Origin of the sequence: Halomonas gemina, from assembly GCF_023554995.1 — a bacterium.
Taxonomy (GTDB): domain Bacteria; phylum Pseudomonadota; class Gammaproteobacteria; order Pseudomonadales; family Halomonadaceae; genus Halomonas; species Halomonas gemina.
Genome location: NZ_JAMJPK010000010.1, coordinates 1 through 24,274, shown reverse-complemented (window position 1 = coordinate 24,274; position 24,274 = coordinate 1). Strand labels below are relative to the sequence as shown.

Genomic DNA, 24,274 nt, shown 5'->3' with positions numbered 1-24,274 from the left:
AATCGGACTTCGACCATGACCCTCATCCGCAGCGGCCGCGGCGCTCCCCGTCGCGGTGCCACCCGTCGACGCCCACGGCGCGGGCTCGACTGGGCCTGCTTCGATCGCTGGCTCGACCGGGTGGTGGTCGTGGCGGTGAGCATCGCCCTGCTGGTGGGGGTCGTCGCCCTGGTCCTCACCCTGTTGCTCTAGTGCCGTGCCTTCCCTCCGATGCATAAAGGATGATCTGCCCCATGCTGGGATTCCTGCAGGGATTTTCCTATGGCCTCTTCCTGACCTGCCTGCCGTGGCTGCTGGTGGGGCTCGTCAATCCGCGCCTGGCCGTGCCGTTCGACCCGCCTGGCCGCCTGCAGGTCATCCTGCGCTATGCCCTGGTGGTGCCCTTCATCAGCATGCTGCTGTGGCTGACCTCGCTGTGGGGCGGCTTCGGGCCGACCCTGGCGGGCTGGCTCGCGGGGCTGGTGGCGATTCCGGTGGCGCTGCCACTGGAGCGTCGCTTGCGCGGCTGGCTCGCTCGGCGGCGCGAGAAGCGCCGGCAGGCGGTGCGGGCCTCCGAGGACGCGCGACGCCGCGCCCAGCAGCAGCGCGACGCCCACGAGGCCGACCTGGCGGTACTCGACCCGGCACGGCCGCCGGCGGATGCCGACGACCTGGTGCTGGCCCTGTGCCGGGCCAAGCAGGCCTTGATCGACGCACGGCGCCCCGACCTGGCGGTCCAGGCCGACCGCGTCTACAGCCGTTACCGCCATGTGCTGGAGGTGCTGGGGGGCCGCTTCGACAGCGGCGAACTGGCCTTCGCCCGCGCCCGCGGGCTGGTGGTCGAGGTCTGCCGCACCGTGGTGGATACCCTCGACGCCATGGCCTCCCGGGCCCGCGGGGTGGCGAATGTGGACGGTGACTTCGTGCGGCGTCGCCTGAGTCGCGAGGGCCGGCAGCTGGGCGCGCAGGAGCGCGCCGCCCTGGTGCGGCGGCTGGAGCTGCTCGAGGAGACCGAGAAGGGGCTGCGTGAGCTGGCCGCGCGCAACGAGTCGGCGCTGACCGTCCTCGACGACACGGCCGTGTCCATGGCGCGCATCGAGACCGGGCGCCCCCAGGCCTCGGTCACCACCGAGCAGGCGCTGGAGGAGCTGCGCCGCTTCGTCTCACGTGCCGACCGCTACGGGCGTGGCAAGCCCTGAGCCCGTCCCTTCACACGCCCTGACCCGATCCTTCGAGAGGTGACCATGACCCAGCAACCCGATCACGAGTCTCGCCTGGCACTGCCCCCGGTGGAGGAGATCGCCCGCCAGCTGGACGGGAGCCCGTCGGACGGTGGCGCAGACGCCCCGTCGCTGGCGGCCGAGGCCGATGCCTTCGTCGACGAGCTGGTCGCCGGTGGCGATGCCGAGGCCATGGCGCGCCAGCGACGCGCCGTTGACGAGCTGGGGCTGGAGCTGCAGCAGCAGGCCGCCCACCAGAGCGCCATGCTGCAGACCCCGCTGCGCCAGCTGGCCCACCACGGCGATGAGGGCGGCCCCGTGGCCAGGGCCCTGGTCGACCTGCGCGGCCGGATGCAGGAGCTGGACCCGGCCCGGCACCGCCTGTCACCGGGCCCGCTGGACCGGGTGCTGGCGCTGCTCCCGGGGGGTGGCAGTCGCCTGCAGCGCTACTTCCGCAAGTTCGAGACCGCCCAGCAGGCGCTGGATGCGATCATCGCCGACCTGGAGGGAGGGCGCGACATGCTGCATCGCGACAACCTCACCCTGAGCGACGACCAGCAGTCGCTGCACGAGAGCCACGTTCAGCTGCAGCGCCAGGTCACCCTGGGACGGCTGATCGACGAGCGGCTGCAGGCCGCCATCGCCCGGCGCGACGAGGAGGACCCCCAGCGGCGCTTCCTCGAGGAGGAGCTGCTGTTCCCGCTGCGCCAGCGCATCGTCGACCTGCAGCAGCAGCTGGCGGTGAGCCAGCAGGGCGTGCTGGCGCTGGAGGTGATCATCCGCAACAACCGCGAGCTGATGCGTGGCGTCGACCGCGCCATCAACGTCACCGTCTCGGCGCTGACCGTGGCGGTCACGGTCGCCCTGGCCATCGCCAACCAGCGGCTGGTGCTGGATCGCGTCGAGGCGCTCAATGCCACGACCTCGGAGATGATCGGCGGCACCGCGCGGGCGCTGCGCCAGCAGGGCGTGGACATCCAGCAGCGGGCCTCGTCGGCGATGCTCGACATGCAGGCCCTGGAGCAGGCCTTCGGTGAGGTGATGGGCGCCATCGACGACCTCTCCCGCTATCGCCGCGAGGCGCTGCCGCGGCTGGATGACCAGATCGATCGCCTGGCCACCCTGGCCGGCCGGGGCGGCGAGGCCATCGACCGCCTGCAGCGCGGCCGCGAGGGAGAGGGCAAGGGAGAGGCCGATGCCGAGGGGCCCCGGCAGCGTTGATCCCGTTTTCGCCCGTTGGACTATGCTGCTCGAAGGCGCCGGGTCCGGCGCGCGACAGAGGGGGACAGGGCAATGGCCGAGGAAAAGAACATCTTCGTGGTGGGGCTCAACGACTTCAACCGCCAGCGTCTCGAGACGCTGCGGGGTGCCGGGCAGTGGCGCTTCCACGGGGTGATCTCCCCGGAGGCGGTCTACGACACCGAGGAGTTCGACATCGCCGCCATGCTGGCGGAGGCCACGGAACAGCTCGAGGCCTTCGAAGGCTCCGTCGATGCCATCGTCGGCTACATGGATTTCCCGGTCTCGACCATGCTGCCGATCCTCTGTGAGCGCTTCGGCACCCGCACCACTTCGCTCACGAGCCTGCTCAAGTGCGAGCACAAGTACTGGAGCCGCCGCGTCCAGCGCGAGGTGATCCCCGACCACATCCCGGCCTTCACCGCCTTCGATCCCTTCGATGACGAGGCGATGACCCACATTGGCGAGGCGGGACTCTACTTCCCCTTCTTCGTCAAGCCGATCAAGTCGTCCGGGTCGCGGCTGGGCTTCCGCATCGAGACGCCCGAGGACTTCTACCATGCCATCGAGCAGCTTCGGGACTCCATCGGGAGCATCGCCGACCCCTTCAACACGGTTCTCGAGCAGGCGCAGCTGCCGCCGGAGATCGCCGCCGTGGACGGCCACTTCTGCATGGCCGAGGAGATCATCGGCGGCTGGCAGTGCACGGTGGAGGGGTACGTCTTCGAGGGCGAGGTGGTGAGCTACGGCATCGTCGATTCGCTGCGCTATCCCCAGGTGCTGAGCTTCTTCCACTACCGCTATCCCTCCGGGCTGCCCGACGATGTCCAGGCCACCATGGTCGAGCTAACCGACACCATCATGACCCATATCGGCTATGACAACGCCGCCTTCAACGTCGAATACTTCTGGGACGAGGTGCAGGGGCGCATCTGGCTGCTGGAGATCAACACCCGCATCTCCCAGTCCCATTGCGATCTCTTCGAGAAGGTCGATGGGGTCAGTAACCAGCAGGTCACCATCGACCTGGGGCTGGGTCGGCGCCCCGACATGCCCCATCGCGAAGGGGCCTTCCCCATCGCCGCCAAGTTCTTCTATCGGGTGTTCTTTACCGATGCGATCGTGACGTGGGTACCCACCGAGCAGGAGCTCGAGGAACTCATGGCCGACTTCCCCGGGAGCCAGATCGCCGTGCAGGTGGAGGAAGGGCAGCAGCTCTCCTCCCTGCCCGAGCAGGATGCCTACAGTTTCGCGCTGGCGCATGTCTATCTGGGCGCATCGTCGGCCGAGCAACTGCTCGCCGACTATGATCGGCTGGCGGCGCGCCTGGCGTTCGAGTTCGACAGCATCCAGGGCTGAGAGCATCCCGCCAGGAGCAGGTTTTAAGGGACTCATTCAAGGGACTAAGGAGAGCAGGACCATGCGTATCGTCAACGACTTCCCCCGCCGGGTCATGGAGGAGGAGACCTGGATCCCGCTGCCCGATGGCAGCCGGCTGGCGGCGCGTATCTGGCGGCCGGTGGACGCCGAGCTCCATCCCGTGCCGGCGATCCTCGAGTACCTGCCCTACCGCAAGCGCGACCTCACCGCCGAGCGCGACGTCCAGAGCCATCCCTACTGGGCGGGCCATGGCTATGCCGGGGTGCGGGTCGACATCCGCGGCACCGGCGAGTCCGACGGCGTGCTCACCGACGAGTACCTGCCCAGCGAGCTCGAGGATGGCCTGGCGGTCCTCGCCTGGCTGGAGGCCCAGCCCTGGTGCACCGGCGAGGTCGGCATGATCGGCATCTCCTGGGGTGGCTTCAACGGCCTGCAGATCGCCGCCCTGCGCCCGCCGCAGCTCAAGGCGGTGATCACCCTGTGCTTCACCGACGACCGCTACGCCGACGACATCCACCACATGGGCGGCTGCCTGCTCGCCGACAATCTCTCCTGGGCCTCGACCATGTTCGACGGCAACGCCTGCCCCCCCGACCCCGAGCTGGTGGGGGAGCGCTGGCGGCAGATGTGGCTCGAGCGCCTGGACGGCAGTGGCCTGTGGCTCGCCCAGTGGCTCGAGCACCAGCGTCGCGATGACTACTGGAAGCACGGCTCGGTGTGCGAGGACTACTCGGCCATCCAGTGCCCGGTCTATGCCGTCAGCGGCTGGGCCGACGGCTATTGCAACGCCGTCTTCCGGGTGCTGGAGGGGCTTTCGGTGCCGCGCAAGGGGCTGGTCGGCCCATGGGCCCACAAGTACCCGCACCTGGGCGTGCCGGGGCCGGCCATCGGCTTCCTGCAGGAGTCGCTGCGCTGGTGGGACCAGTGGCTCAAGGGTATCGATACCGGGATCATGGACGAGCCCATGCTGCGGGTCTGGATGCAGGAGTCGATGCCCCCCTCGGCGCGCTACGACGAGCGCCCCGGGCGCTGGGTCGCCGAGCCCGACTGGCCGTCACCGAACATCCAGTCCGAGGCCTTCCGGCTCACCGAGGGGCACGACCTGGTGCCGGAAGGCGAGGGGAGCGAGGACGACGGGGCGGTCCTGGACATCCGCTCGCCCCTCTCGGTGGGGCTCTATGCCGGCAAGTGGTGCTCCTACAATGCCCCGCCCGACCTGCCCCACGACCAGCGCGACGAGGATGGTGGCTCGCTGATCTTCCAGTCGGCGCGCCTCGAGGCGCCGCTGGAGATCTGCGGGTCGCCGCTGGTGGAGCTCGAACTCGCCGCCGACCAGCCGGTGGCCATGGTGGCGCTGCGCCTCTCCGACATCGCCGAGGATGACAAGGCCACCCGGGTCTCCTACGGGCTGCTCAACCTGACCCACCGCGACAGCGACGAGCACCCCGAGCCGCTGGAGCCGGGCCGGCGCTATCGGGTCAGGATCCCGCTCAAGCATATCGCCCAGCAGTTTCCCGCGGGCCATGCCATCCGCCTGTCCCTATCCACCAGCTACTGGCCGCTGGCCTGGCCGGCGCCGCAGCCGGCGCGGATCACCCTCTGGCCCGGCGCCAGCCGGCTGCTGCTGCCGCGCCGCGAGCCTCGCCCCGCGGAGGAGGCCGCGCTGCCCGCCTTCGCCGAGCCGGAGGGCGCGCCGCCCCTGGCCAAGACGCTGCTGCAGCCGACCCAGGAGACCTGGCAGGTGATCCGCGACCTGGCCCAGGATCGCACCACCCTGGAGGTGGTCCATGACGAGGGGCGCTACCGGATCGATGACATCGCCCTGGAGATCGCCGCCAGCGTCACCGAGCGCTACTCCTACGCCTACGGCAGCTACGACAGCGTCAGCGGCTGGACGGAGTGGCAGCGCAGCTTCAAGCGCGGTGACTGGGAGGTCAGCACCCTGACCCGCACCCTGTTGACCAGCGACGCCGACAACTTCCGCATCCGGGCCACCCTGGACGCCTGGGAGGGCGATACCCGGATCTATGCGCGAACCTGGGACGAGACCATTCCCCGCGATCTCGTCTAGGGCGGGAGGGGCTGCTATGGTGGCGGCCTGATGCCACAGGGACGTTCCGCATGAGTCCGATCCCCGCCGCTGTGCCGACGACCCCCCGCGCCTCGCGCAAGGAGATCCTCGGCTGGGCGATGTTCGACTTCGCCAACCAGGCCTACACCCTGCTGATCATCACCGTGGTGTTCGGCGAGCTCTTCACCACGGTGATCGTCGGCGACCGCGGCGACGGCTACCGCCTGGCCAACTTCCTGTGGAGCCTGGCGCTGGCGGTCAGCTACCTGCTGGTGGTGGTAACCGGCCCGCTGTGCGGGGCGGTGATGGACTACCGGGCCGCCAAGAAGGGCTTCCTGTTCGTCAGCTACCTGGCCACCGTGGCCACCACCGCCATGCTCTATTTCGTGGCGCCCGGCTACGTGATGCTGGGGCTCGCGTTGATCGTGGTCTCCAACTACGCCTACTCGATGGGCGAGTCCTTCATCGCCGCCTTCCTGCCGGACCTGGGTCCGCCCGAGGACCTGGGCAAGATCTCCGGCTTCGGATGGGCGCTGGGCTACGTGGGCGGGCTCTTCGCGGCGGGCTTCACCCTGGTGGCACTGGGCGAGGCCACCGCCGAGAACTTCGAGCGCATCCGCTGGGTGGGGCCCTTCGCGGCGGGCTTCTTCCTGGTCACCGCCATCCCTACCTTCCTGTGGGTGAAGGAGCGCGGCACGCCCCAGCCGCCCGGCAAGCCCTACCGCGAGATCGCCCTGGAGCGCGTCTCGACGACCCTGCACGAGCTTAGGCGCTTCCGCGACCTGGGGATCTTCCTGGTCTCCCTGCTCTTCTCCATGGCCGGCGTCTATATCATCATCGCCTTCGCCTTCATCTACGGCGCCCAGGTGATCGGCTGGGACGAGTCGGTGCGCAACATCATGTTCATCATCGTGCAGATCACCGCGGCGGCAGGCGCCCTGGGCTTCGGCTTCATCCAGGATCGCATCGGCACCCGGGTCACCTACCTCTTTACCCTGGGCCTCTGGGTGGCGGCGATACTGGCCATCTGGGCCACACCGGAGGTCACCGCTTTCCTGCATGCCCGTTTCGGGCTCGACTGGGAAGCCCAGCACCTCTTCCTGGTGGTGGGCTGCCTGGCGGGCCTCTCCCTGGGCTCCAGCCAGTCCGCCAGCCGCGCCCTGGTGGGGCTCTTCTCGCCGAGCCGCAAGGCCGCCGAGTTCTTCGGCTTCTGGGGCCTGGCCAACAAGCTTGCCGGGGTGATCGGCATCATCGGCCTGGGGCTGCTGCAGTCGCTGGTGGGGCTCAAGGCCTCGATCCTGCTCTGCGTGGTGCTCTTCGTCATCGCCATCCTGGTCTGCCTGGCCGTCGACCAGGCCCGCGGCCAGCAGGCGGCCCGCGACTGGGAAGCGCGCAACGGACGCTAGGTCGTCGCGGGACCGACGCGGAATGTCGCTGTGGCATGATGGTCTCAAAGGGCAGACGCCGGGAGGGAGGGTCATGAGCGAGGAGCGAGCCACACGCCGTGCGGGGCTGGGCATGATGCTGCTGTTCTGGGTGCTCTTCCTGGGGGGCGGGGCCTGGTGGTTCCACGACTACCTGGAGGCGCAGCGTAACCCCAATGCCCACCTCGCCAATGTCGCGGTGGGGGAGGGGGAACCGGTGGTGCTGGAGCGCAACCGCGCCGGTCACTTCGTGGCTACCGGGCGCATCAACGGCCAGCCGGTGGAGTTCCTGCTCGACACCGGCGCCACCTATGTTGCGGTGCCCGCCGGGTTGGCCGAGCGGCTGGGGCTCGAGAGCACCGGCAGCGCCTGGTTCAATACCGCCAACGGTCGGGTGCGCGGCGAGCTGACGCGGCTCGACGAGGTGAGCCTGGGCGGCTTCTCCGCCCGGGAGGTGCGCGGCTCCATCAGCCCGGGCCTTACCGGCGAGGTGGCCCTGCTGGGCATGAGCTTCCTCGACCGCTTCGACATCGAGATCCGCGATGCGCGCATGGTGCTGCGCCCCGCGCAACGCAACTGAGGTACCTATGGCGAAGCCGAAACGCGGTCGCTGTGCCGACGAGCCCCGGCAGATCCCCGCGACCGGATGGCTGGATATCGTATGGCGCGTCAAGCAGGAGGTTCTCCAGGACCTCGTCGCCATGATGGCCGCCGGCATTGCCTTCAATGCCATGCTGGCGCTCTTTCCGACGATCGCCGCGATCATCTCGATCTGGGCGCTGGTGATGGACCCCCAGGACCTGGCGGGTCGGATCGTGGAACTCAGTCGCTATCTGCCGCCCGAGACCTCGAGCCTGATCAACGATCAGGCCCGCAAGATAGGCGAGAGTACCAGCACCGGTCTTAGCCTGACGGCTCTGGGTAGCGTGGTGGTGGCGATGTTCATCGCCTCCAAGGGCGTGCTGTGGATGGTGATCGGGCTCAACGTGGTGTACGGCGAGGAGGACCGCCGGGGGTCACTGCAGCGAGGCGCGATCGTCGCCGCGCTGACGCTGGGGCTGATCCTGGTGCTGCTGATCACCATCGCCTTCGTCGCCTTCTTTCCGCTGGCCATCGGCATGCTGGCACTGGATACGCTGATGGTGACGGTGATCGTGTGGCTGCGCTGGCCGGTGCTCCTGCTGGTGATGATGCTGGTCATCGCCGTCTTCTATCGCTTCGGCCCGTATCGGCGGCCGCCGCGCTGGCAGTGGCTCAGCGTCGGCTCCGTCGTCGCCACACTGTTATGGCTGATCGGTTCCGCCGGGCTGTCGTTCTACTTCGGCCGCGTGATCAACCTGAGTGATATCTATGGCTCGCTGGGGGCGGTGGTGGTGCTGATGCTATGGTTCTGGCTGTCGGCGTTCATCGTGCTGCTGGGCGCGGAGTTCAACGCGGAAATGGAGCGCCAGACCCGTCGCGACACCACCATCGGCGACCCCCGCCCCCCGGGCGAGCGCGAGGCCCACGCCGCCGATACCCTGGGCCACAAGTGGCCATGGCGACGCGGCAAACGCAAGCGCAACGCTTCCCACCAGGACGCCGCTGATCGAGGAGATACCCCATGACACTGACCGACCGGCTGGGCATCGACCTGCCGATTCTCCAGGCCCCCATGGCCGGCGCCCAGGGCAGCGAACTGGCCATCGCCGTCTCCCGTGCCGGTGGCCTCGGCGCCCTGCCCTGCGCGATGCTATCGCCCGAGGCCATGGCGGAGGAGCTCGAGACCCTGCGCGCCGCGACCTCGGGGCCAGTGAACGTCAACTTCTTCTGCCATACGCCGCCCGCGCCTGACCCCGAGCGGTTGGCGCGCTGGCAGGCGGCCCTGGCGCCCTGGTATGCCGAGCTCGGCCTCGACATCGAGGCGGTGCCTGCCGGGGCCGGGCGGCGTCCCTTCGACCAGGCGGCCTGCGACGCCCTCGAGCCCTTTCGCCCCGAGGTGGTGAGCTTCCACTTCGGGCTGCCGGCGCCGACACTGCTGGCGCGGGTCAAGGCCTGGGGCGCGACGGTCCTCTCCACGGCCACCACGGTGGAGGAGGCCTGCTGGCTCGAGGCCCACGGCGCCGATGCGGTGATCGCCCAGGGGCTCGAGGCCGGCGGCCATCGGGGCCTGTTCCTGACCGAGGATCTGACCACCCAGGTGGGGACCCTGGCGCTGCTGCCCCAGGTCCGGCAGGCGGTGGAGGTGCCGGTGATCGCCGCCGGCGGCATCGCCGATGCCCGGGGCGTGGCGGCGGCGCTTGCCCTCGGTGCCGACGCCGTCCAGGTGGGTACCGCCTTCCTCTGCTGTTTGGAATCCCGCGCCTCGGCCATCCATCGACGGGCGCTGATGAGCGAGGCGGCCCGCCATACGGCCCTGACCAATCTCTACAGCGGCCGCCCGGCCCGGGGCATCGTGACTCGGCTGATGCGCGAGCTGGGGCCGATCAGCGAGGCGGCGCCGACCTTCCCGCTGGCCACCGCGGCCCTCGCCCCGCTGCGCGCCGCCGCCGAGGCGCAGGGCAGTGGCGACTTCTCGCCGCTGTGGGCGGGGCAGAACGCCAGCCGCTGCCGCGAGGTCCCCGCCGCCGAGGTGGTGCGCGAACTGGCCCGAGGCCTGCCGCGCTGAGGGCGTCGCGTGATCTGCAGGGCCTCAAGCCCGGTGGCGAAGCTCGACGACCTGAGCAGGCGGCTGAAAACTGTTGGCGCGACTCTCCTCCCAGAATCGCTGGAACAGCGGCTGGTCAGGGAGGTGGCGCAGCAATTCGCCCGGAGCCAGGACAGGGTAGAGTTCCGCATAGGAGCAGGACTGGTGACGCGACACGCGGCGCATGATGTGGCCGGGGCCAAGGTCGGCGGGGCGTTCCAGCCCCGCGGCGGACAGCATCTCGGCCAGGGCCTCCAGGGTGTTGCGGTGATAGTGATAGACCCGCTCGCCCTTGTCGGCCACGTCCAGGTGTCGACTGCGGCGCGGATCCTGGGTCGCCACGCCGCTGGGGCAGCGCCCCGTATGGCAGTTCATGGCCTGGATACAGCCCAGCGAGAACATGAAGCCGCGTCCGGCGTTGCACCAGTCTGCGCCCAGCGCCAGGGTGCGAGCGATATGAAACGCCGAGGTGATCTTGCCGGACCCCGCCAGGCGAATACGATGGCGCAGATTGGCGCCTACCAGAGTGCTGTGAACCAGTGACAGGGCGTCTACCAGCGGCATGCCCAGGCGGTTGATGAACTCCAGTGGCGACGCGCCGGTCCCTCCCTCGCCGCCGTCCACCACGATGAAATCGGGCAGGATGTCGCTTTCCAGCATCGCCTTGACCATGCCGAACCACTCCCAGGGATGGCCGATGGCCAGCTTGATGCCCACTGGCTTGTCGTCGGTGAGCACCCGCAGGCGTGCGATGAAGTGCATCATCTCCAGCGGGGTGGAGAAGGCAGGGTGGCTGGCCGGCGATACCACGTCCTGGCCGATGGGAACGCCCCGTGCGGCGGCGATCTCCGCGGTCACCTTGGCACCGGGCAGGATGCCGCCATGGCCCGGCTTGGCGCTACACCGAAAGTAAGGCTCTTGACAGATAGAACCGAAAGTGCCAGACTACTGACAATGGGCATTTGGTGGGCATGTCATGGCTATAAGTGCAGATGGGCAATTGCTGAGCAAAGTTGACGTAGCCTCTGTTGAGCTTATTAACCAGTTTTACCCTCGTCAGTTGACGTTTAGTGATAGAGAATGGAAACAGGGAAAGCGTATAGCAAGTGAAGAGAGTTACAAAGTACACGAAGACGTTGATGGGTATCTTCCTAACTTCCCTGTGATTATAAAGGGCGACGGCTATCCTTGGACTATTGGAAATCTTTACTTGACACGGCTAGCGCTTGATTCTAGGTCTAACGATTATCATCATTCCTCGCACAAGTCGAAAGCTTTGCACCTTTGTGATTATCTTCGATTTCTTGAAAAAGAAGACTTGGATTTCGCGGTTTTCCCTGAGAGTCAGCGCCGTCGGCCAACTTATAGATATAGAAATGATTTGCTTGACCGAGTTTCAAGCGGGCTGCTCTCAAGAAGCACAGCTTCGGCAAGGATCAATGTAGTAGTGAAATTTTACAGGACCCTTGTGGCCTGGGGGCTACTTGACCGTCAGCTGCTTACAAGTGAGATAGCTTTTAAAGATTTCGATAGAACGATAAACTATATTAATAGTTCAGGATTTTCAGCTTCTCTGTCGATCCAAACAACAGATATTAGTATTAAGGGAGCCAGGCCTACTGATGATCCTTACGTAATTATCGACCAAGGAAGGTTGAGGCCATTAATCCCAGAAGAGCAATATATTCTATTGAATGCGCTCAGGGACCATAACCGATGCCTACAGCTTATCTTTATGGTTGCTCTGGCAACTGGCGCTCGCCTTCAGACTGTTTGTACCCTGAGTATTCGTAACATTTTGAATGTCCCAATTAACGAAGAAGGGTATGCGCTCATCAATTATGGCGGCCTATTTGATGCTGACGGAAAGGGGGGGGATGTAGGAACGCTATGGGTGCCTGAAAGGATCATCAGAGAGCTTAAGCATTATATTTATAGCGATGTCGCAAAAAAACGTAGAATATTATCATTCTACGGTGAGTCAGATTCTAACTATCTTTTTCTTACCAGAAATAGTACACCTTACTACACAAGTAAGAGAGAGATGCGTGATCGCCGTAATAAATCCGCTGATCGTCGTGTGAATTCAAGTGGCGCATTAGAAGAAGGCAGCCCTAAAATTGGTGATAGTGTGGGAGTGTTTATTCGTCAGGAGTTATTGCCCTCCATATGCAAAAAGCACACTGGTTTTCATAAGTTCTCATTTCATGACCTTAGGGCGACGTTTGGCATGAATTTGCTTGAGGCATGCTACAAGCAGATTGATTCGATAAACCATTATCGAAAAGAATTAGGGCGGCCACTTATAGGCTACTCTGCGGCACTCGATATTGTTCAAGTGAGGCTAAATCATAAAAGTAGGAAAACAACTGAGCGCTATTTGAAATATCGTGACCGAATTCACTGGAGAAAAGAGCTTGTCGCTGAGTTCGAACGCAGGCTTATTGGCGATAATGGGGAAATAGATCCGCTAAGTTTAGAAATATCGTCCAAAGCAATAATCGGTAACGAAGGAGCTTGAGCATGCCCAATATCGTTGCCCGGGAAAAATTATCCGTTATCGAATTTTCTGGTCATGCTACAGCTCCTCTTAAGGTAAAAAGTCTTTCTCTAAAATTTGATGAGGGATGTGTTGTTGATATTGGGGTATTGTGCTTCACTGAGAGACAGTGGAAGCCTGGTTATAATGCATGCTACCACGTCAACATAGATTCTTACGATCCTCGCCGAGAAGGTTTTGTTGAAGCTTACGTAGAGTTTTTGATGTCATCATTAACAAAAAGCTCAGCACGAACGTTTCATGGGGAATTGAAGCGTTTTATAAGCTTTGTTGATGAACAGCTTTCAGATAAAGATCTAGATTTCAATAATAAAAATGACATGCTGTATGCCTACGATAAGTATTCCCACTACCTTTTATATCTTATATCTTTGGGAAAGCAAGTTAGGCGAAAAGATACAGCTTTAAAGCCAATAAAGCAAAGATATGCAGCTGCATTACAAAGTGCTTCACGTCGCACGCTTTGTGCTGTTTTCAATCTAAACAGTACTGATGTATGGCTCTCATCACTTGTCAGAATTTCAGAGACCACTAAAGAACGAGCTGGAGCTGTACGGGGTAAAGCACGCTCCCATACTGAAATTGGGTATCAGTTTAAATGCTTGAAAACTTTCCTTGAAATGGCCCATGATGTTCTGATAAAAGAGTTGCCTTTTCCTAGGCAATACGAGACGCCGGAAGGCGAAAAAAGATACTTCCATAATTTTCATATAACTAATTCTAGCTTTGGCAGTAAACGAGAGTCCTTATTTTTTGATTCTGTACCTACCTACGGTAAGTATCTTGAAATTATGGGCTGTTCTGAAGATAAAGGAGTAAAGAACAAGTCAAAGGAGTATGGAAATTACTATAATTTGTGCGTGTCTACTAAGAACCAAATGGTAAGTTCTGAGAGCTTGGCAAATCTTGCAATTCGAGCAGGTGCCTTGATGTTTGCTATGGCTACAGGTCAGAATACAAGTACAATATATAACTTGGAGATTGACACCCTGGAGTTCGTTCCAACAGTAAAGCACTGGCGATTAAGTGGATGTAAGGCGCGCGCTGGAAATAAAGTAGTATATCCTGAGTTCGGCGCAGCTTTTACCCCGTTATTCAAGAAAATTCTTGATATACGAAGTTACATACTCAAACGTATTGAAGAGAAAAATTTAAAAAAAGTATTTGTTAAATTCCCAAGGACAAATTCAAAATCTTGCCATTTTAATCCTACTTGTTCCCTCTCTTCTAATAACCCTACAGCAAGACTTTTAAGCAAGCTTTTTGATGGTTTTGAGTGGGTGATATGCGATGAGGCTAGAGATCATCGTACTCTTGAAATTAACCGCATATCAGGGGGTGATTTAGAAAAGTCTTCTGCGCTTTCGGAGCATTCGGAAAAGACTGAAAGGCAAAGCTATTTAGTCGTAGGTATAGATGAAGCTGCAAGCGAAATGAACGCTTTTCTTTCACAGGTACACGAAACAGCTATCAGCAGGACTCGTACCTTGGATGTTGTGCCTGTTAAGGTGGACGATAGTAGCGAAACTTGGATTCCAGCAGGCCGATGTGAAGCTCCTAATACACCTCATAAACGTGAAGAATTTACTGAGTTTGCACCTACGCCCGATTGCAGAAAGTTCGAGAACTGTTTGTTTTGTGAGCATTACGCAGTGCATGCAGATGATGAAGATATCAGACGGCTGCTTAGTATTAGGTACTTAGCTAAGGCGCTACGAGGAACTCGAGGCGATATCAAGCAATATGAAGAGACATGGGGTGTAGTTATACATCGCGTAAATGAGGTTCTACATGCGATTACTTGTTATAAAGACGACCTCAGGTTAAAAGTAAACAATATTGCAGTAGAGGTTGATGAGAAAGAATTGCTTGATGATTTTTGGAGTATACATCTAGATGTCTTAATAGATCTCGGAGGTGTTGCATGAGCGTCTGGAGAAATTACATCTCCGATTACGGCTTGGAAAGTAACTTGATTCCAGACCATCCGGATCTTATTCATAAAAAGGGCAATGATTTTGCTATCTCAAGGGGTGCGGATGGAAGCGTACTATCTTGTTATGGCGACGATAGCTGGATACTTCTTGATTCGTCACGTGGGTCGGTTAAATTAAACTTTGATGGGTGGAGTGATAAACGGTCTTCAAACGACAGACTTTATGAGAAGATTAAGAGTGAGATGAAGGTTATAGTCTTCGCTCAAATTTATTACCATGACAAACAGAGAGTTGCGAACACTATACGTATTGATGTAATGAGAAGGTTAGGTCGACTTGCTTTCACCCTGAATGTTACAATTAGTGAGTTGCTTTCGCAAAAAGAGAACTGGGATGCAATTATAATTAGTTATGCTGAAGCAGCCAGATCTGTCAAGAAACGCATTCTTCGGCTGCTCAAAGAGCTGGTGTTTTACACATCAAATGATAAGCTGTTAGGATTTGAAGGGTGTTACGAGCACCTTCTTGAGCTTGTTTGTATTTTAGAAAAAGACTTTCAGGAAACCGCTGAAAATGGTGATTATGAGTCTAGGACGCCACTTATTCCTACGCGTATTTATGGTGAGCTTATAAAAATAATAGACTATAGAATAAATTGCGCACTTCCTATGATTGGGTCTATCGTTGATCTCTATAGAAGAAAGTATAAAAGTGGCGAGCCGAAATATTTCGGCGCGGTTAAAAGAGTATTCAGAACAAAATTTGCAACAACCTGGGAGGAAGAGGTATTCAGAAGCGGTCTTACTCATTATTTCGAGGAAAAAGGAATAAGTAATTGGGATGAGTTAAAGTGGTATGTGGATGAGCTTAAATTTGAAGCAATCTATTGGATTATGCTTTTTTCAGGGATGCGCTTGGGTGAAGCTTTAAAGCTTCCCTCCAACTGTTTTTATAAGGTATCGACGGAAGCAGGAGAAACCTGCCTGATCAAAGGTTATACACACAAAACTATAGGAGGTGGTCAGCTAGCAAATGCGAAATGGATTACAATTGATATAGTTGAAAAGGCAGTAAAAGTTCAGTTGGGAGTTGCAGAAATCACCGGCTTAGAAAGCAACTACGAACTTTCTTCTTTTCCGTCTGATGACTACCCGCTTTTCCCCATGCGAATAAAGAAAAATGCGTCTGAAAGTACATGGGTGTATCCTCTCGCCCCGACCCTTCCTAAGATAAGTAGGGCAAGAACGAGAACTTGGTTGGAAAATCACAAACAGCTTATTGTGACTGATAAAGACCTAGATGAGTTGAATTCCTTTATGGCATTTCGAGACTGGGGCGAGAAAAGTATTGAACTTGGTAAGCCCTGGCCACTTTCACCACATCAATGCAGGCGTTCTTTAGCCGTCTATGCAGCCAAGTCAGGACTTGTATCGATTGGTACTCTTAAGAACCAGTTTAAACACTTAACTAAAGAAATGACTCTTTACTATCAGCAAAGATCGGCTTGGGCAAAAAATTTCCTAACTTCTGATAATAATGAAGATTTGGCGATACATGAAAGCCAATTGAGCTTTATCAAAGACCTTGAGGCGCAGAGAAGAATTACAGATTTTCTCTCTTTTGAAAAAGAGGTTATTGATTCTAACTCTAGGCTTTGGGGACCTGAGGGTAAACGTATCCAACAATCAAAGGACAAAGGAAAGCCTTTGGTTATAGTGACAGATAGATCGGCCACGCTGAAAAGGTTCAAGCAAGGCGAGATGACATATAAGCAAGGGCCCTTCGGAGGCTGCACTAATCCAGAGCCATGCGTCAAACTCTCTCTTACAGTGATCGCAGAGTGTGTGAGTTGCAAGTGGGCGATAAATAATGATGAGACGTTCACTAAGCTTTACAAGTCCATTGTTCGACTTCAAAGACAGCGAGACTGCTTTCCTTCAGGTAGCCATCACCATCAGCAGCTTACAGACGAGATTAAGAAAATTAAGGAGATTATCGACACCAATTCAAATGCAGAAGATTCGTCAGTATGACTAAGTCAGAAGAGCAATACTACCAGGCGCTAGATCGGCTCATTAAGCGTGGGGTTAGAATATCTGTTGATGCAGTAGCGAAAGAGGCAGGCAGGAAAGCGTCATCGATTCGTAAGGATAGAATGCCTAGGCTCGTGGCAGATATCAATAAAGCCTCAGTAGAGCAAGAGAAACAGGTTACGCCTGGATCGCGTGCGAAATTAGAGACAAAACGCAAGGTTAAGTATCGTGAAGAACTCGAAGCTTATAAGTTAAAGTACCATGCTGTACTTGAGAAGCTCGTTTCGTTGGAGAACCAAGTATGGGAGCTTAAAATGGAAAACGAGGCCCTTAAGAAAGGCAAGGTCGTCAGTTTTAGAACAAGCTACAGAACGAAGCTGGAATTTGCTAAAAATGATCAATATGATGAGACATGACCTACCGTCTGAGGTTCGGCGATATACACTCACGGACGAATATCGACATGTCGTGTCTTGTCCGATGGCTGGGATGTCTAAACTCAATCAATAAACGCAGTACTTGCTTTATCCAAGGCTTTTGATTATTCCATCAGGAGTACTTGTGCCGGTGTCCTATAGCCGAGCCGCATGCGAGGGCGGTTATTCAGCTTATTAATCAACTTGCCTAGCTCGACATCAGTGATCTTGCGGAACTCCGTTCCCTTTGTGAAATGCTGCCGTATCAGGCCATTCAGGTTCTTATTGGGCCCTCGTTGTACTAACTTCATAAAATGATCTTTCTTATGTGATTGGCTTAGTCAGGAAAACTCTGTAACAGAAAACGGATAAGTCGGAATAATACAGAAATTCCCAAGAGTTGAGGTGATCTTTACCCGTTCTCTTGTAGCCATTTTTTTTCATTGGTGCCTTTGATTCGTGACATCTTCGGCATGACTAAGTAGGCTTCAGGAGATATCGAATCTCTAGACTCCACCCGAGCCAGCACGCAGGGAGCACGCGCCTCATGGCCTTCGATCAGACCTACTGCATGGATACCCTCACCGCAGCGACCCGGCCTGATGCCGACAGCGGTGAGTTCATCTACGCCCTCCTCGACGCTTACGGGTTCCCCAAGGCTACCATCACTCAGGTCCGCCACGCCGGGCAGCGCAATGTCGCCCGCCGCAAGGACGAAGGGCATGTCGCGCTGAAGAACTGGCTCTACTTCATGGCGGTGCGTCTAGGCTTTGTCCGAAAACTCGAATTTGCTAATGTCACTTATGCCTCAGCAGCATAGGTGACCCATGGCAGGACGCTACGAGATCTCCGACAACGGCTGGGCCCTCATCGAGGACATCGTGTCGCCGCCGCAGAGAACGGGACGCCCCCGCCGCGATGACCGCCAGGTGCTGAACGGTATCTTCTGGATCCTCTGCTCAGGCGCCAAGTGGCGCGATCTGCCCGAGCGCTACGGCCCCTGGAAGACGGTGTACGATCGTTTCCGTCAGTGGCGCGATGACGGCACCTTCGAGACCATCCTGGCGCGTCTCCAGCTCCGCTTGCGAGAAGATGGCCTGATGGACCTGGACACCTGGATGATCGATTCGACATCGATCCGCGCCACCCGCGCCGCCTCTGGAGGCGGCAAAAAGGGGGACACCAAGAGCCCGTAGACCATGCCCTGGGCCGCAGCCGTGGAGGCCTGACAACCAAAATCCACATGGTCTGTGATCGGCATGGATGGCCGTTGACCTTCACGCTCTCACCCGGGCAGGACTCGGATACACGCCACTTCATCCCGGCCATGGAACACGTTCATCTGCCTGGAACCAGGGGCAGGCCACGTAAGCGCTGTCGCCACATTGTGGCGGATAAGGGCTACGACAGCGATTCGCTTCGCCCCTACTGCGACCGGCACCGCATGAAGCCGATCATTGCCCGGCGCAAGATGAAGCGAAAACCGCGCCCTGGCGCCCCAAGGGGCTTTGACAAGTCCCGCTATCGAGAGCGAAACATCATCGAGCGCTGTTTCGGATGGGTCAAGGAACTGCGCCGCGTCTGCACCCGCTACGACAAGTTGGCCAGCAGCTTCAGAGCGATGGTATGCCTGGCCTGCATAGATCGTTGCCTACGTGCCGACTTTTCAGAGTGCGCCAGGAGAAGCCTGGTCGCCCAGGACACCAACTAAAGGAGGTGAAAAGGGCGTAGTGAAACCCAGTGGGTGAAAGTCCCACCCGGCCAAGGTTAGCCACCAGCCGGTAGCGAGTCTTGCGCAGCATCGAGCAATCGCTGCTGTGAAGCGTAGATAGCGAGTGGGCAGGCCGTGTGATTGAGCCCCGAAATAGTCATGGTCGCGATCGCCGACACTCTTCTGAAAGTGGAAGGCAACACGAACCCGCTGTGTGGCTTGGCGGGGAGGGTCGCCGGGGTCGGAGAGCAGGGCATGTCCACATAGGGGTTTCCCAGGAACCTGGGAGGCCCGCCTCTCTCCCCTGAAGGGTAATGGCACAGGCGAGGGGCTGCCTGCTGCGAAAGCTCCCGGTCCGGTGCTGTCGTGCCTGACGGTACTGGAAGCGAATTACAGGCACTCAGGGGGTACGACCAGGCGACGACAAGGAGCCGGCCGGAAGGAGAGGCGGGAGTCGGAGTCGCTCATAGTACCTAAGAAAGCGGGGAACTGGCTCGACGGGACCCGCTGGAGGGAAGGGGCGGCCAATCATCAGAACCGCGAGAGGGAAACATGACAGGTGCACAGGAACCTGGTGTCATGTACACGAAACAATTGCGGATAGCTGCGCTGGCAGAGCGCTTCCCGCAGCGTGCCTTCACGTCACTGGCGCATAACATCGATGCCCAGTGGCTGAAGACGGCCTACCTGATGACGCGCCGAGACGGCGCTGTCGGGATCGATGGCCAGACGGCGGATGACTTCGCAAACGACTTCGAGGCCAATATCCAGCGGCTGCTGGAGGCGGCCAAGAGCGGTCACTATCGAGCCCCGCCGGTGCGGCGTGTCCATATTCCCAAGGGAGATGGGCGCACCACACGGCCGATCGGCATTCCCACCTTCGAAGACAAGGTCCTGCAACGTGCCGTGGTGGCCCTGCTGGAGCCCCTCTACGAGCACGACTTTCTGGACGGCTCGTATGGTTTCCGGCCGGGGCGCTCGGCGCACCAGGCGATCAAGACGGTATGGGATGACCTGTCGTCGATGGGGGGTGGCTGGGTCATCGACCTGGACATCCAAGCCTTCTTCGACACGATCGACCATCAGCACCTGCGTGCGTTTTTGCAGCAACGAGTGAAGGACGGTGTCATCCTCCGCCTGATCGGCAAGTGGCTCAAGGCCGGGGTGTTGGACGCCGGGCAGTGGCAGAAAGGTGAGGTAGGAAGCCCTCAAGGCGGGGTCATTTCCCCGTTGTTGGCGAACGTTTACCTTCACCATGTGCTGGATGAGTGGTTTGAGAAAGACGTCAAGCCACGCCTGCGTGGACGAGCATTCTCGGTGCGCTTCGCTGATGATGCCGTGCTCGCATTCAGCAACGAGGCCGATGCCCGCAAGGTGCTGGAGGTGTTGCCCAAGCGCTTCGCGCGCTTCGGGCTCACCCTGCACCCGACCAAGACCCGGCTGGTGCGGTTTCGACCACACCGCGAGCTGCGTGCCGAGACCTTCGACTTCCTGGGCTTTACCCACTACTGGGGAAAATCCCGGCGTGGTCGCTGGATCATCAAACAGAAAACGGCCAAGGACCGATTCAAAAGGTCACTGAGGAAAATTTCGCTCTGGTGCCGAGCGAATCGGCACCTGCCGCTTCAAGTCCAGCATCTCCATCTATGTCGGAAGGTCCAAGGGCACTTTGCTTATTACGGTATCTGCAACAATGGCAGAGCGCTTCAGGTATTCCGGTTCCGGGTAATCTGGTACTGGATAAAGTGGTTGAGTCGACGCTCCCAGAAAGGGTGGATTACTTGGGAGAAGGCAGGTCAACTGCTGGCTCGTCTTCCCTTGCCGCGTGCAAGGGTAGTGCACCGATGGTCCTTTTAGCGAATCTGATGATTGAGGAGCCGGATGCGTTAATTGCGCACGTCCGGATCTGTGGGGGGCCGGGACGAGTAATCGCCCGGTCTACCCGACCGAAGCCTAGCGGCCTCTCTCAGCGTGGGAAACACCTCTTCGCCGTTACCCTGAAGGCAGTATAGCGAGTTTTTTGTCTTCACTAACCCCGTCTCTTCGTCAAACTTCACCACTGCACTTGTGAACACATAGTCGCCATACTGCCAGCGGCGCTTATAGTCGCTCACCACTGTACGGTAAAGGAATTGAACATCTTTACCTTCAAGATCAATGCTGACTAGTTCCCAGTCCTAGACGATACAGGCGTTGTCACGGTGGCTCTCAGCTGAAGATCTCCATGCGGGGAGGGCATTAATAGTTTTTGGTTGTTTCATGATGGGTGCCATGCAGGGTGGGGTTACGTCTCTATCTGAGTCTGTGAGGATATGGAAAGAGCGTTGCTACCTTGGTCTTATCTTAAGCAACGTGCAAAAACGATAGCTAGCCCCAATCATCCTAGACTAACTTACAAGGATTTATAGATTGCGCGAGGGAGGGACTGGTGATTTCTAGATATCTATCTCGAAAGTGTCGCCATCTTGGATGCCCCTGGCCTCAAGCAGCACCCGCTCAGCAAGCATCGACATACTCAGCGAGCCGGTCAGCATATGAAAGTGGTGTTGCAGCCAGAACAGCGTGCGTCGGCGTTTGGAGAACGGGAGCCAAGGTAAACAGGCGAGGGCGCTGGTAGTGCTCATGGAGCACCAAGTGCTGACCATCAATGAAAATCTCCAAGCGATTATCTTTGCGGGCGAGGCGAGTCATGAATACCACTTCTCGATTTTGCGATATTCCTCAACAACATCCCCATGCCCCAAACTGATTAAAAATTCGCACAGCACTTCATCAGCATCAACATGCTGCATATGCTGATCTACCACCAACTCTTGTAGCCACGAATTGTACTCTGCCTGCCTATTCTGAATCGCTACGAGTCGTCTAATAGCTTCTTGTCTATCCATATTCACTCTCCCTTGCCTTTTGAATGGATAAAAGCCAGCAAATCACTATACAGTTTTGATTTATCACCCCATATATTGTACTCGCGTCCTTCTGCGAAATCCTCAAGCCACGGCGTGCGTGGAAGTGCCAGCAGCCAGTCATAATCTTCATTCAGGGTGCTGCTTAGGAGATTGCTTTTCAGGTTTTTCACTGACTCCTCAGGGCTGGCTCCTGTACCCAAAAACTCACCTCTGGACTCGGCGAGCGGTATAGGCAGTTCATTCCCAAGCATTGCTTCCCAGACAGGCTCCCCATCAAGATTGAAAAACAGGGCAAACTCCTTGTTTCCTGGTTTCTTTTCGATACACTCAATAATTAATTCGTTGAGGTTTGTCATGACTCGTCTCGACGCGGGATATCCCGCATGGCTGGAGCCTTGCCACCCAAGGCTGCAAGCCGTCGCGCCGCTTGCACTCGTACATATGTTTGGAGTACTTCACGGAAAAGATCTGACGGGCTGTCCACACCGGGATCAGCAAGATCCATAGCCTGCTTATACAGGGCATCATCAATGGTTACGGTGGTTCTCACTATCCTCTCCATTTCATTTTGAAATCATAACGCATCATGTGATTCCTAAATTATGAACTCCCTGGCCCACATATGTGCCTGTGATTGACCTCTAACTGAACTCCCCGCGCTCGATCCTCTCGAGTACATCACGTACCATGGTTCTGCCTTGAAATGTATCCATGAGATCAACCGGTCGCGAGCCCGAGAGTGCGGGAATCTTGCAACTGAACCAACCTCTGACGATGTCGTCGCTATCAAGGATAGTACCGGCATAGGCGAACAGGCGCAGGAGGTCTAAGATTTCTTCGCTCTGTGTTTTCTCAAGGGCTGGTTTTGTGTAGATGCTGTGAAGGTTGCCGGGGTGGCCTCTGTGAGGTCCGCTACCAGCATCGCGATGCCCACCCAGAAGTTCAACAGTTTATCGTACAACTTGGCCGGGGATTCCTGTTTTGACCGCATGGATGAATGCCACGTCGTCACACAGAACATCCGAAGGCAACCCATCTACGTGAAGAACCTTCATTTTCAGCTACCTATATTGCAGCTATGATAGATGTAGAGTAGTAGGAGTAAAAGGGTAGCGAAAGCAACATAGCCTAGGGGGTATCGTGAACGAGTACCTTGAAATGATTTTGTTAGCATCGCCTCTCTTGGGCCTGGGCGTGCTGGTAGCGCTTGCAGCGTGGCTATCGTATCGCAATTCAAAAAAGTGAATTTGGCTCACGAGGGATGGGATATGTCAGTCTTGGGAGTGGCAGTAACGCATCTTAACGCACCTTATGGCAGGGTTGTGACAGAGGAGCAGATTGCGCTTGCGCTTCGGCATGGAACGATTCATGTAGTAGGGATCTCTGAAACCGCAGGCGCAATAATTGTATCTCTATTTACTGAATTAACACCAAATCTTATTATGCGCTGCGTTAGAGAGGCGGGCGCTACTGTAGAGTCAGCGCAAGCTCTGTATGAAGAGACAATTAAAGACTGGCACCGATCCCCCGAGTGGGAGCAGGCAGTAAGTCATCTTATACTAGACCCTCAGGAGCGGCTAAAAGGAAGCGTGAAAGCCTATCACCGGCCGTTCGATCAAGCAGATGATTGAGGCCTGCACACTGATAATTGGGGGGCCCGCTTCATCACTGTGTAGCGGAAGTATCAAAATAATTGGTCCAAACTCGAAAATAGATTTATGGAAAAATACCTTTCCTCATAAGATATCGTTTCTCGGGTCGTTTCATACCAATGCTCGGCGTGCCTGGGAAAAGAATGCATTTACATGAATTGTGTACTCATTTCTTCTGAAGTCATGGGGAAGAGCGCTTTTGTAGGGTTGCGGATTGTCTGCCAACGTTCAATGGTAGGGGAGTCAAGCCGAGAGAGGTGGGTGGTCTAGCTACCCGAGGTGTAGGAGCGATCAGTGCAGTAGGTCTGTCATGTTCAATACTTTATGAAACAATCCTTAATTCTGCCGCAGCTGCTTTGCAGCTATCGGTGTCATAGAATTTAGCCTTTTCTGCAACCATCTGATCAGAAGATGGAAGAACCCTCATAGAGATGCTACTGCTGGTGGGCAAGAAGCTTAAGGCAAGGACCCGCGCCACGGCTGAGTACCCGTTTCATGTCCTCGAAAATCTCTTAGGCTACCAGAAGGTGCGCTACATGGGTCTGGCCAAGAACCAGGCGCAACTCTTCAGCCTGTTCGGGCTGGCAAACCTAGTGCTGCTGGGAAGGTGCCAGGACCATGCTGACGGGGGCAGTGTGTCTTGAATCTGGCCTGGGGGCCGGATAATCCGGCCCCCAGGCAAAAATGCCACCTGAGGTGGTCAGCAAGTGATCGCTGACACGGTGCTTGAGCCTCGCTGATCGCTTGAGGTACCCGTGCTGAATTGTACAGCGGATCCCTAGATGAACAGCAAATCGCCTTCTTGCGCTAAAATACATGATAATCGATGGAGTAGCTGCGCTATGCCTTGCCATGACCGCTATGGTTTGCCTCTCTCGACAAGCTCCGATTTCGCGGCCGAACTGTACCAGACGGGCCTCGATCTCCTACTCTCGCTCTGGCTGGGGGCAGCACAAACATTGGAGGAGGCGATCACCGCTGATCCGTCCTTTGCCTTGGCGTATGCGGCGCGCGCACGCCTTCATGCCATTCAAGCCGAATCTGCGGAGGCGCTTTCTAGAATCGCTACCGCCGAGGA

22 protein-coding genes and 3 pseudogenes are annotated in these 24,274 nt (G+C 57.9%); 18 read left to right on the top strand and 7 right to left on the bottom strand.

Going from position 1 to position 24,274, the window contains the following annotated elements; all coding sequences use genetic code 11:
• Positions 1 to 15 precede the first annotated feature (15 nt).
• The 9 genes from M8009_RS17545 to M8009_RS17505 all read left to right on the top strand — a co-directional run bounded on the left by M8009_RS17545 (position 16) and on the right by M8009_RS17505 (position 9,960).
• Entirely contained in the window at positions 16 to 192 is a 177-nt protein-coding gene (locus tag M8009_RS17545) for a hypothetical protein (protein WP_250063547.1), read from the top strand.
• Positions 193 to 233: 41 nt separating this feature from the next.
• Complete coding sequence (locus tag M8009_RS17540) at positions 234 to 1,178, top strand: cobyrinic acid a,c-diamide synthase (RefSeq protein ID WP_250063546.1); 945 nt, start codon at positions 234 to 236, stop codon at positions 1,176 to 1,178.
• A 45-nt stretch (positions 1,179 to 1,223) separates the two neighbouring features.
• Positions 1,224 to 2,420, top strand: coding sequence for a toxic anion resistance protein (locus M8009_RS17535; RefSeq protein ID WP_250063545.1), 1,197 nt, complete (start codon positions 1,224 to 1,226; stop codon positions 2,418 to 2,420).
• Positions 2,421 to 2,492: 72 nt separating this feature from the next.
• Positions 2,493 to 3,797, top strand: coding sequence for an ATP-grasp domain-containing protein (locus tag M8009_RS17530; RefSeq protein ID WP_250063544.1), 1,305 nt, complete (start codon positions 2,493 to 2,495; stop codon positions 3,795 to 3,797).
• Positions 3,798 to 3,858: 61 nt separating this feature from the next.
• The gene (locus M8009_RS17525) at positions 3,859 to 5,889 is read left to right on the top strand and encodes a CocE/NonD family hydrolase (RefSeq protein WP_250063543.1); all 2,031 of its coding nucleotides are present in this window, start codon (positions 3,859 to 3,861) and stop codon (positions 5,887 to 5,889) included.
• A 50-nt stretch (positions 5,890 to 5,939) separates the two neighbouring features.
• Entirely contained in the window at positions 5,940 to 7,295 is a 1,356-nt protein-coding gene (locus M8009_RS17520) for an MFS transporter (RefSeq protein WP_250063542.1), read from the top strand.
• A 73-nt stretch (positions 7,296 to 7,368) separates the two neighbouring features.
• The gene (locus tag M8009_RS17515) at positions 7,369 to 7,893 is read left to right on the top strand and encodes a retropepsin-like aspartic protease family protein (protein ID WP_250063541.1); all 525 of its coding nucleotides are present in this window, start codon (positions 7,369 to 7,371) and stop codon (positions 7,891 to 7,893) included.
• A gap of 7 nt (positions 7,894 to 7,900) precedes the next feature.
• Entirely contained in the window at positions 7,901 to 8,920 is a 1,020-nt protein-coding gene (locus tag M8009_RS17510; protein WP_250063540.1) for a YihY/virulence factor BrkB family protein, read from the top strand.
• A complete protein-coding gene (locus M8009_RS17505; protein ID WP_250063539.1) occupies positions 8,917 to 9,960 on the top strand; it encodes an NAD(P)H-dependent flavin oxidoreductase in 1,044 nt (347 codons plus the stop codon). The genes M8009_RS17510 and M8009_RS17505 overlap by 4 nt, the downstream gene beginning before the upstream one ends.
• A gap of 24 nt (positions 9,961 to 9,984) precedes the next feature.
• On the opposite strand, the gene M8009_RS17500 is transcribed toward M8009_RS17505, so the two are convergent.
• On the bottom strand, positions 9,985 to 10,836 hold the full coding sequence (locus M8009_RS17500; RefSeq protein ID WP_250063538.1) for a glutamate synthase-related protein: 852 nt from the start codon (positions 10,834 to 10,836) through the stop codon (positions 9,985 to 9,987).
• Positions 10,837 to 10,954: 118 nt separating this feature from the next.
• Here M8009_RS17500 and M8009_RS17495 point away from each other — a divergent pair, with 118 nt between their 5' ends.
• Genes M8009_RS17495 through M8009_RS17480 form a run of 4 tightly spaced genes read left to right on the top strand, consistent with a single transcriptional unit; the run spans position 10,955 to position 16,924 of the window.
• Positions 10,955 to 12,499: a site-specific integrase gene (locus M8009_RS17495; protein WP_250063537.1), complete on the top strand. Its 1,545-nt coding sequence runs from the start codon at positions 10,955 to 10,957 to the stop codon at positions 12,497 to 12,499.
• 2 nt (positions 12,500 to 12,501) lie between these two features.
• Positions 12,502 to 14,466, top strand: coding sequence for a hypothetical protein (locus tag M8009_RS17490; RefSeq protein ID WP_250063536.1), 1,965 nt, complete (start codon positions 12,502 to 12,504; stop codon positions 14,464 to 14,466).
• Positions 14,463 to 16,508, top strand: coding sequence for a hypothetical protein (locus M8009_RS17485; protein WP_250063535.1), 2,046 nt, complete (start codon positions 14,463 to 14,465; stop codon positions 16,506 to 16,508). The genes M8009_RS17490 and M8009_RS17485 overlap by 4 nt, the downstream gene beginning before the upstream one ends.
• Entirely contained in the window at positions 16,505 to 16,924 is a 420-nt protein-coding gene (locus tag M8009_RS17480; protein ID WP_250063534.1) for a hypothetical protein, read from the top strand. The genes M8009_RS17485 and M8009_RS17480 overlap by 4 nt, the downstream gene beginning before the upstream one ends.
• A gap of 125 nt (positions 16,925 to 17,049) precedes the next feature.
• Here M8009_RS17480 and M8009_RS19360 read toward each other — a convergent pair.
• Positions 17,050 to 17,223: pseudogene (locus tag M8009_RS19360) on the bottom strand (IS30 family transposase); the annotation flags it as partial.
• 248 nt (positions 17,224 to 17,471) lie between these two features.
• Here M8009_RS19360 and M8009_RS17475 point away from each other — a divergent pair.
• From M8009_RS17475 to ltrA, 3 genes are all read left to right on the top strand, one after another.
• Positions 17,472 to 17,744, top strand: a complete 273-nt coding sequence (locus tag M8009_RS17475; RefSeq protein ID WP_250063533.1) for a hypothetical protein — start codon at positions 17,472 to 17,474, stop codon at positions 17,742 to 17,744.
• Between the two features lie 7 nt (positions 17,745 to 17,751).
• Positions 17,752 to 18,635, top strand: a protein-coding gene (locus M8009_RS17470) for an IS5 family transposase (RefSeq protein ID WP_250063532.1) whose coding sequence is annotated in 2 segments (ribosomal slippage) — positions 17,752 to 18,099 and positions 18,102 to 18,635 — 882 coding nt in all. Because the reading frame shifts where the segments join, the coding sequence is not laid out codon by codon here.
• Between the two features lie 579 nt (positions 18,636 to 19,214).
• Positions 19,215 to 20,492 (top strand): group II intron reverse transcriptase/maturase, encoded by a 1,278-nt coding sequence (gene ltrA, locus M8009_RS17465; protein ID WP_250063531.1) that lies wholly within the window; start codon positions 19,215 to 19,217, stop codon positions 20,490 to 20,492.
• 29 nt (positions 20,493 to 20,521) lie between these two features.
• On the opposite strand, the gene M8009_RS19355 is transcribed toward ltrA, so the two are convergent.
• From M8009_RS19355 to M8009_RS19350, 5 genes are all read right to left on the bottom strand, one after another.
• Positions 20,522 to 20,749 carry a DUF6957 family protein gene (locus tag M8009_RS19355; RefSeq protein WP_488592970.1) on the bottom strand — a complete coding sequence of 76 codons (228 nt, stop codon included), beginning with the start codon at positions 20,747 to 20,749 and terminating at the stop codon, positions 20,522 to 20,524.
• Between the two features lie 321 nt (positions 20,750 to 21,070).
• Complete coding sequence (locus M8009_RS17460; protein ID WP_250063530.1) at positions 21,071 to 21,259, bottom strand: hypothetical protein; 189 nt, start codon at positions 21,257 to 21,259, stop codon at positions 21,071 to 21,073.
• A 63-nt stretch (positions 21,260 to 21,322) separates the two neighbouring features.
• Positions 21,323 to 21,523: a hypothetical protein gene (locus M8009_RS17455; RefSeq protein ID WP_250063528.1), complete on the bottom strand. Its 201-nt coding sequence runs from the start codon at positions 21,521 to 21,523 to the stop codon at positions 21,323 to 21,325.
• A 2-nt stretch (positions 21,524 to 21,525) separates the two neighbouring features.
• Complete coding sequence (locus M8009_RS17450) at positions 21,526 to 21,900, bottom strand: hypothetical protein (protein WP_250063526.1); 375 nt, start codon at positions 21,898 to 21,900, stop codon at positions 21,526 to 21,528.
• A gap of 285 nt (positions 21,901 to 22,185) precedes the next feature.
• Complete coding sequence (locus M8009_RS19350; RefSeq protein ID WP_430886926.1) at positions 22,186 to 22,338, bottom strand: MbcA/ParS/Xre antitoxin family protein; 153 nt, start codon at positions 22,336 to 22,338, stop codon at positions 22,186 to 22,188.
• 1,316 nt (positions 22,339 to 23,654) lie between these two features.
• Here M8009_RS19350 and M8009_RS17445 point away from each other — a divergent pair.
• Positions 23,655 to 23,840, top strand: a pseudogene (locus M8009_RS17445) (IS5/IS1182 family transposase); the annotation flags it as partial.
• A gap of 198 nt (positions 23,841 to 24,038) precedes the next feature.
• Positions 24,039 to 24,274, top strand: a pseudogene (locus M8009_RS17440) (hypothetical protein); the annotation flags it as partial.

Coding starts and splice junctions, on each gene's coding strand:
- M8009_RS17530 (WP_250063544.1), top strand. CDS start 2,493: ATGGCCGAGGAAAAGAACATCTTCGTGGTGGGGCTCAACGACTTCAAC.
- M8009_RS17535 (WP_250063545.1), top strand. CDS start 1,224: ATGACCCAGCAACCCGATCACGAGTCTCGCCTGGCACTGCCCCCGGTG.
- M8009_RS17450 (WP_250063526.1), bottom strand. CDS start 21,900: ATGACAAACCTCAACGAATTAATTATTGAGTGTATCGAAAAGAAACCA.
- M8009_RS17520 (WP_250063542.1), top strand. CDS start 5,940: ATGAGTCCGATCCCCGCCGCTGTGCCGACGACCCCCCGCGCCTCGCGC.
- M8009_RS17460 (WP_250063530.1), bottom strand. CDS start 21,259: ATGAGCACTACCAGCGCCCTCGCCTGTTTACCTTGGCTCCCGTTCTCC.
- M8009_RS17485 (WP_250063535.1), top strand. CDS start 14,463: ATGAGCGTCTGGAGAAATTACATCTCCGATTACGGCTTGGAAAGTAAC.
- M8009_RS17490 (WP_250063536.1), top strand. CDS start 12,502: ATGCCCAATATCGTTGCCCGGGAAAAATTATCCGTTATCGAATTTTCT.
- M8009_RS17540 (WP_250063546.1), top strand. CDS start 234: ATGCTGGGATTCCTGCAGGGATTTTCCTATGGCCTCTTCCTGACCTGC.
- M8009_RS17495 (WP_250063537.1), top strand. CDS start 10,955: ATGGCTATAAGTGCAGATGGGCAATTGCTGAGCAAAGTTGACGTAGCC.
- M8009_RS17475 (WP_250063533.1), top strand. CDS start 17,472: ATGGCCTTCGATCAGACCTACTGCATGGATACCCTCACCGCAGCGACC.
- M8009_RS17480 (WP_250063534.1), top strand. CDS start 16,505: ATGACTAAGTCAGAAGAGCAATACTACCAGGCGCTAGATCGGCTCATT.
- M8009_RS17505 (WP_250063539.1), top strand. CDS start 8,917: ATGACACTGACCGACCGGCTGGGCATCGACCTGCCGATTCTCCAGGCC.
- ltrA (WP_250063531.1), top strand. CDS start 19,215: ATGTACACGAAACAATTGCGGATAGCTGCGCTGGCAGAGCGCTTCCCG.
- M8009_RS17455 (WP_250063528.1), bottom strand. CDS start 21,523: ATGGATAGACAAGAAGCTATTAGACGACTCGTAGCGATTCAGAATAGG.
- M8009_RS17515 (WP_250063541.1), top strand. CDS start 7,369: ATGAGCGAGGAGCGAGCCACACGCCGTGCGGGGCTGGGCATGATGCTG.
- M8009_RS17525 (WP_250063543.1), top strand. CDS start 3,859: ATGCGTATCGTCAACGACTTCCCCCGCCGGGTCATGGAGGAGGAGACC.
- M8009_RS17510 (WP_250063540.1), top strand. CDS start 7,901: ATGGCGAAGCCGAAACGCGGTCGCTGTGCCGACGAGCCCCGGCAGATC.
- M8009_RS17545 (WP_250063547.1), top strand. CDS start 16: ATGACCCTCATCCGCAGCGGCCGCGGCGCTCCCCGTCGCGGTGCCACC.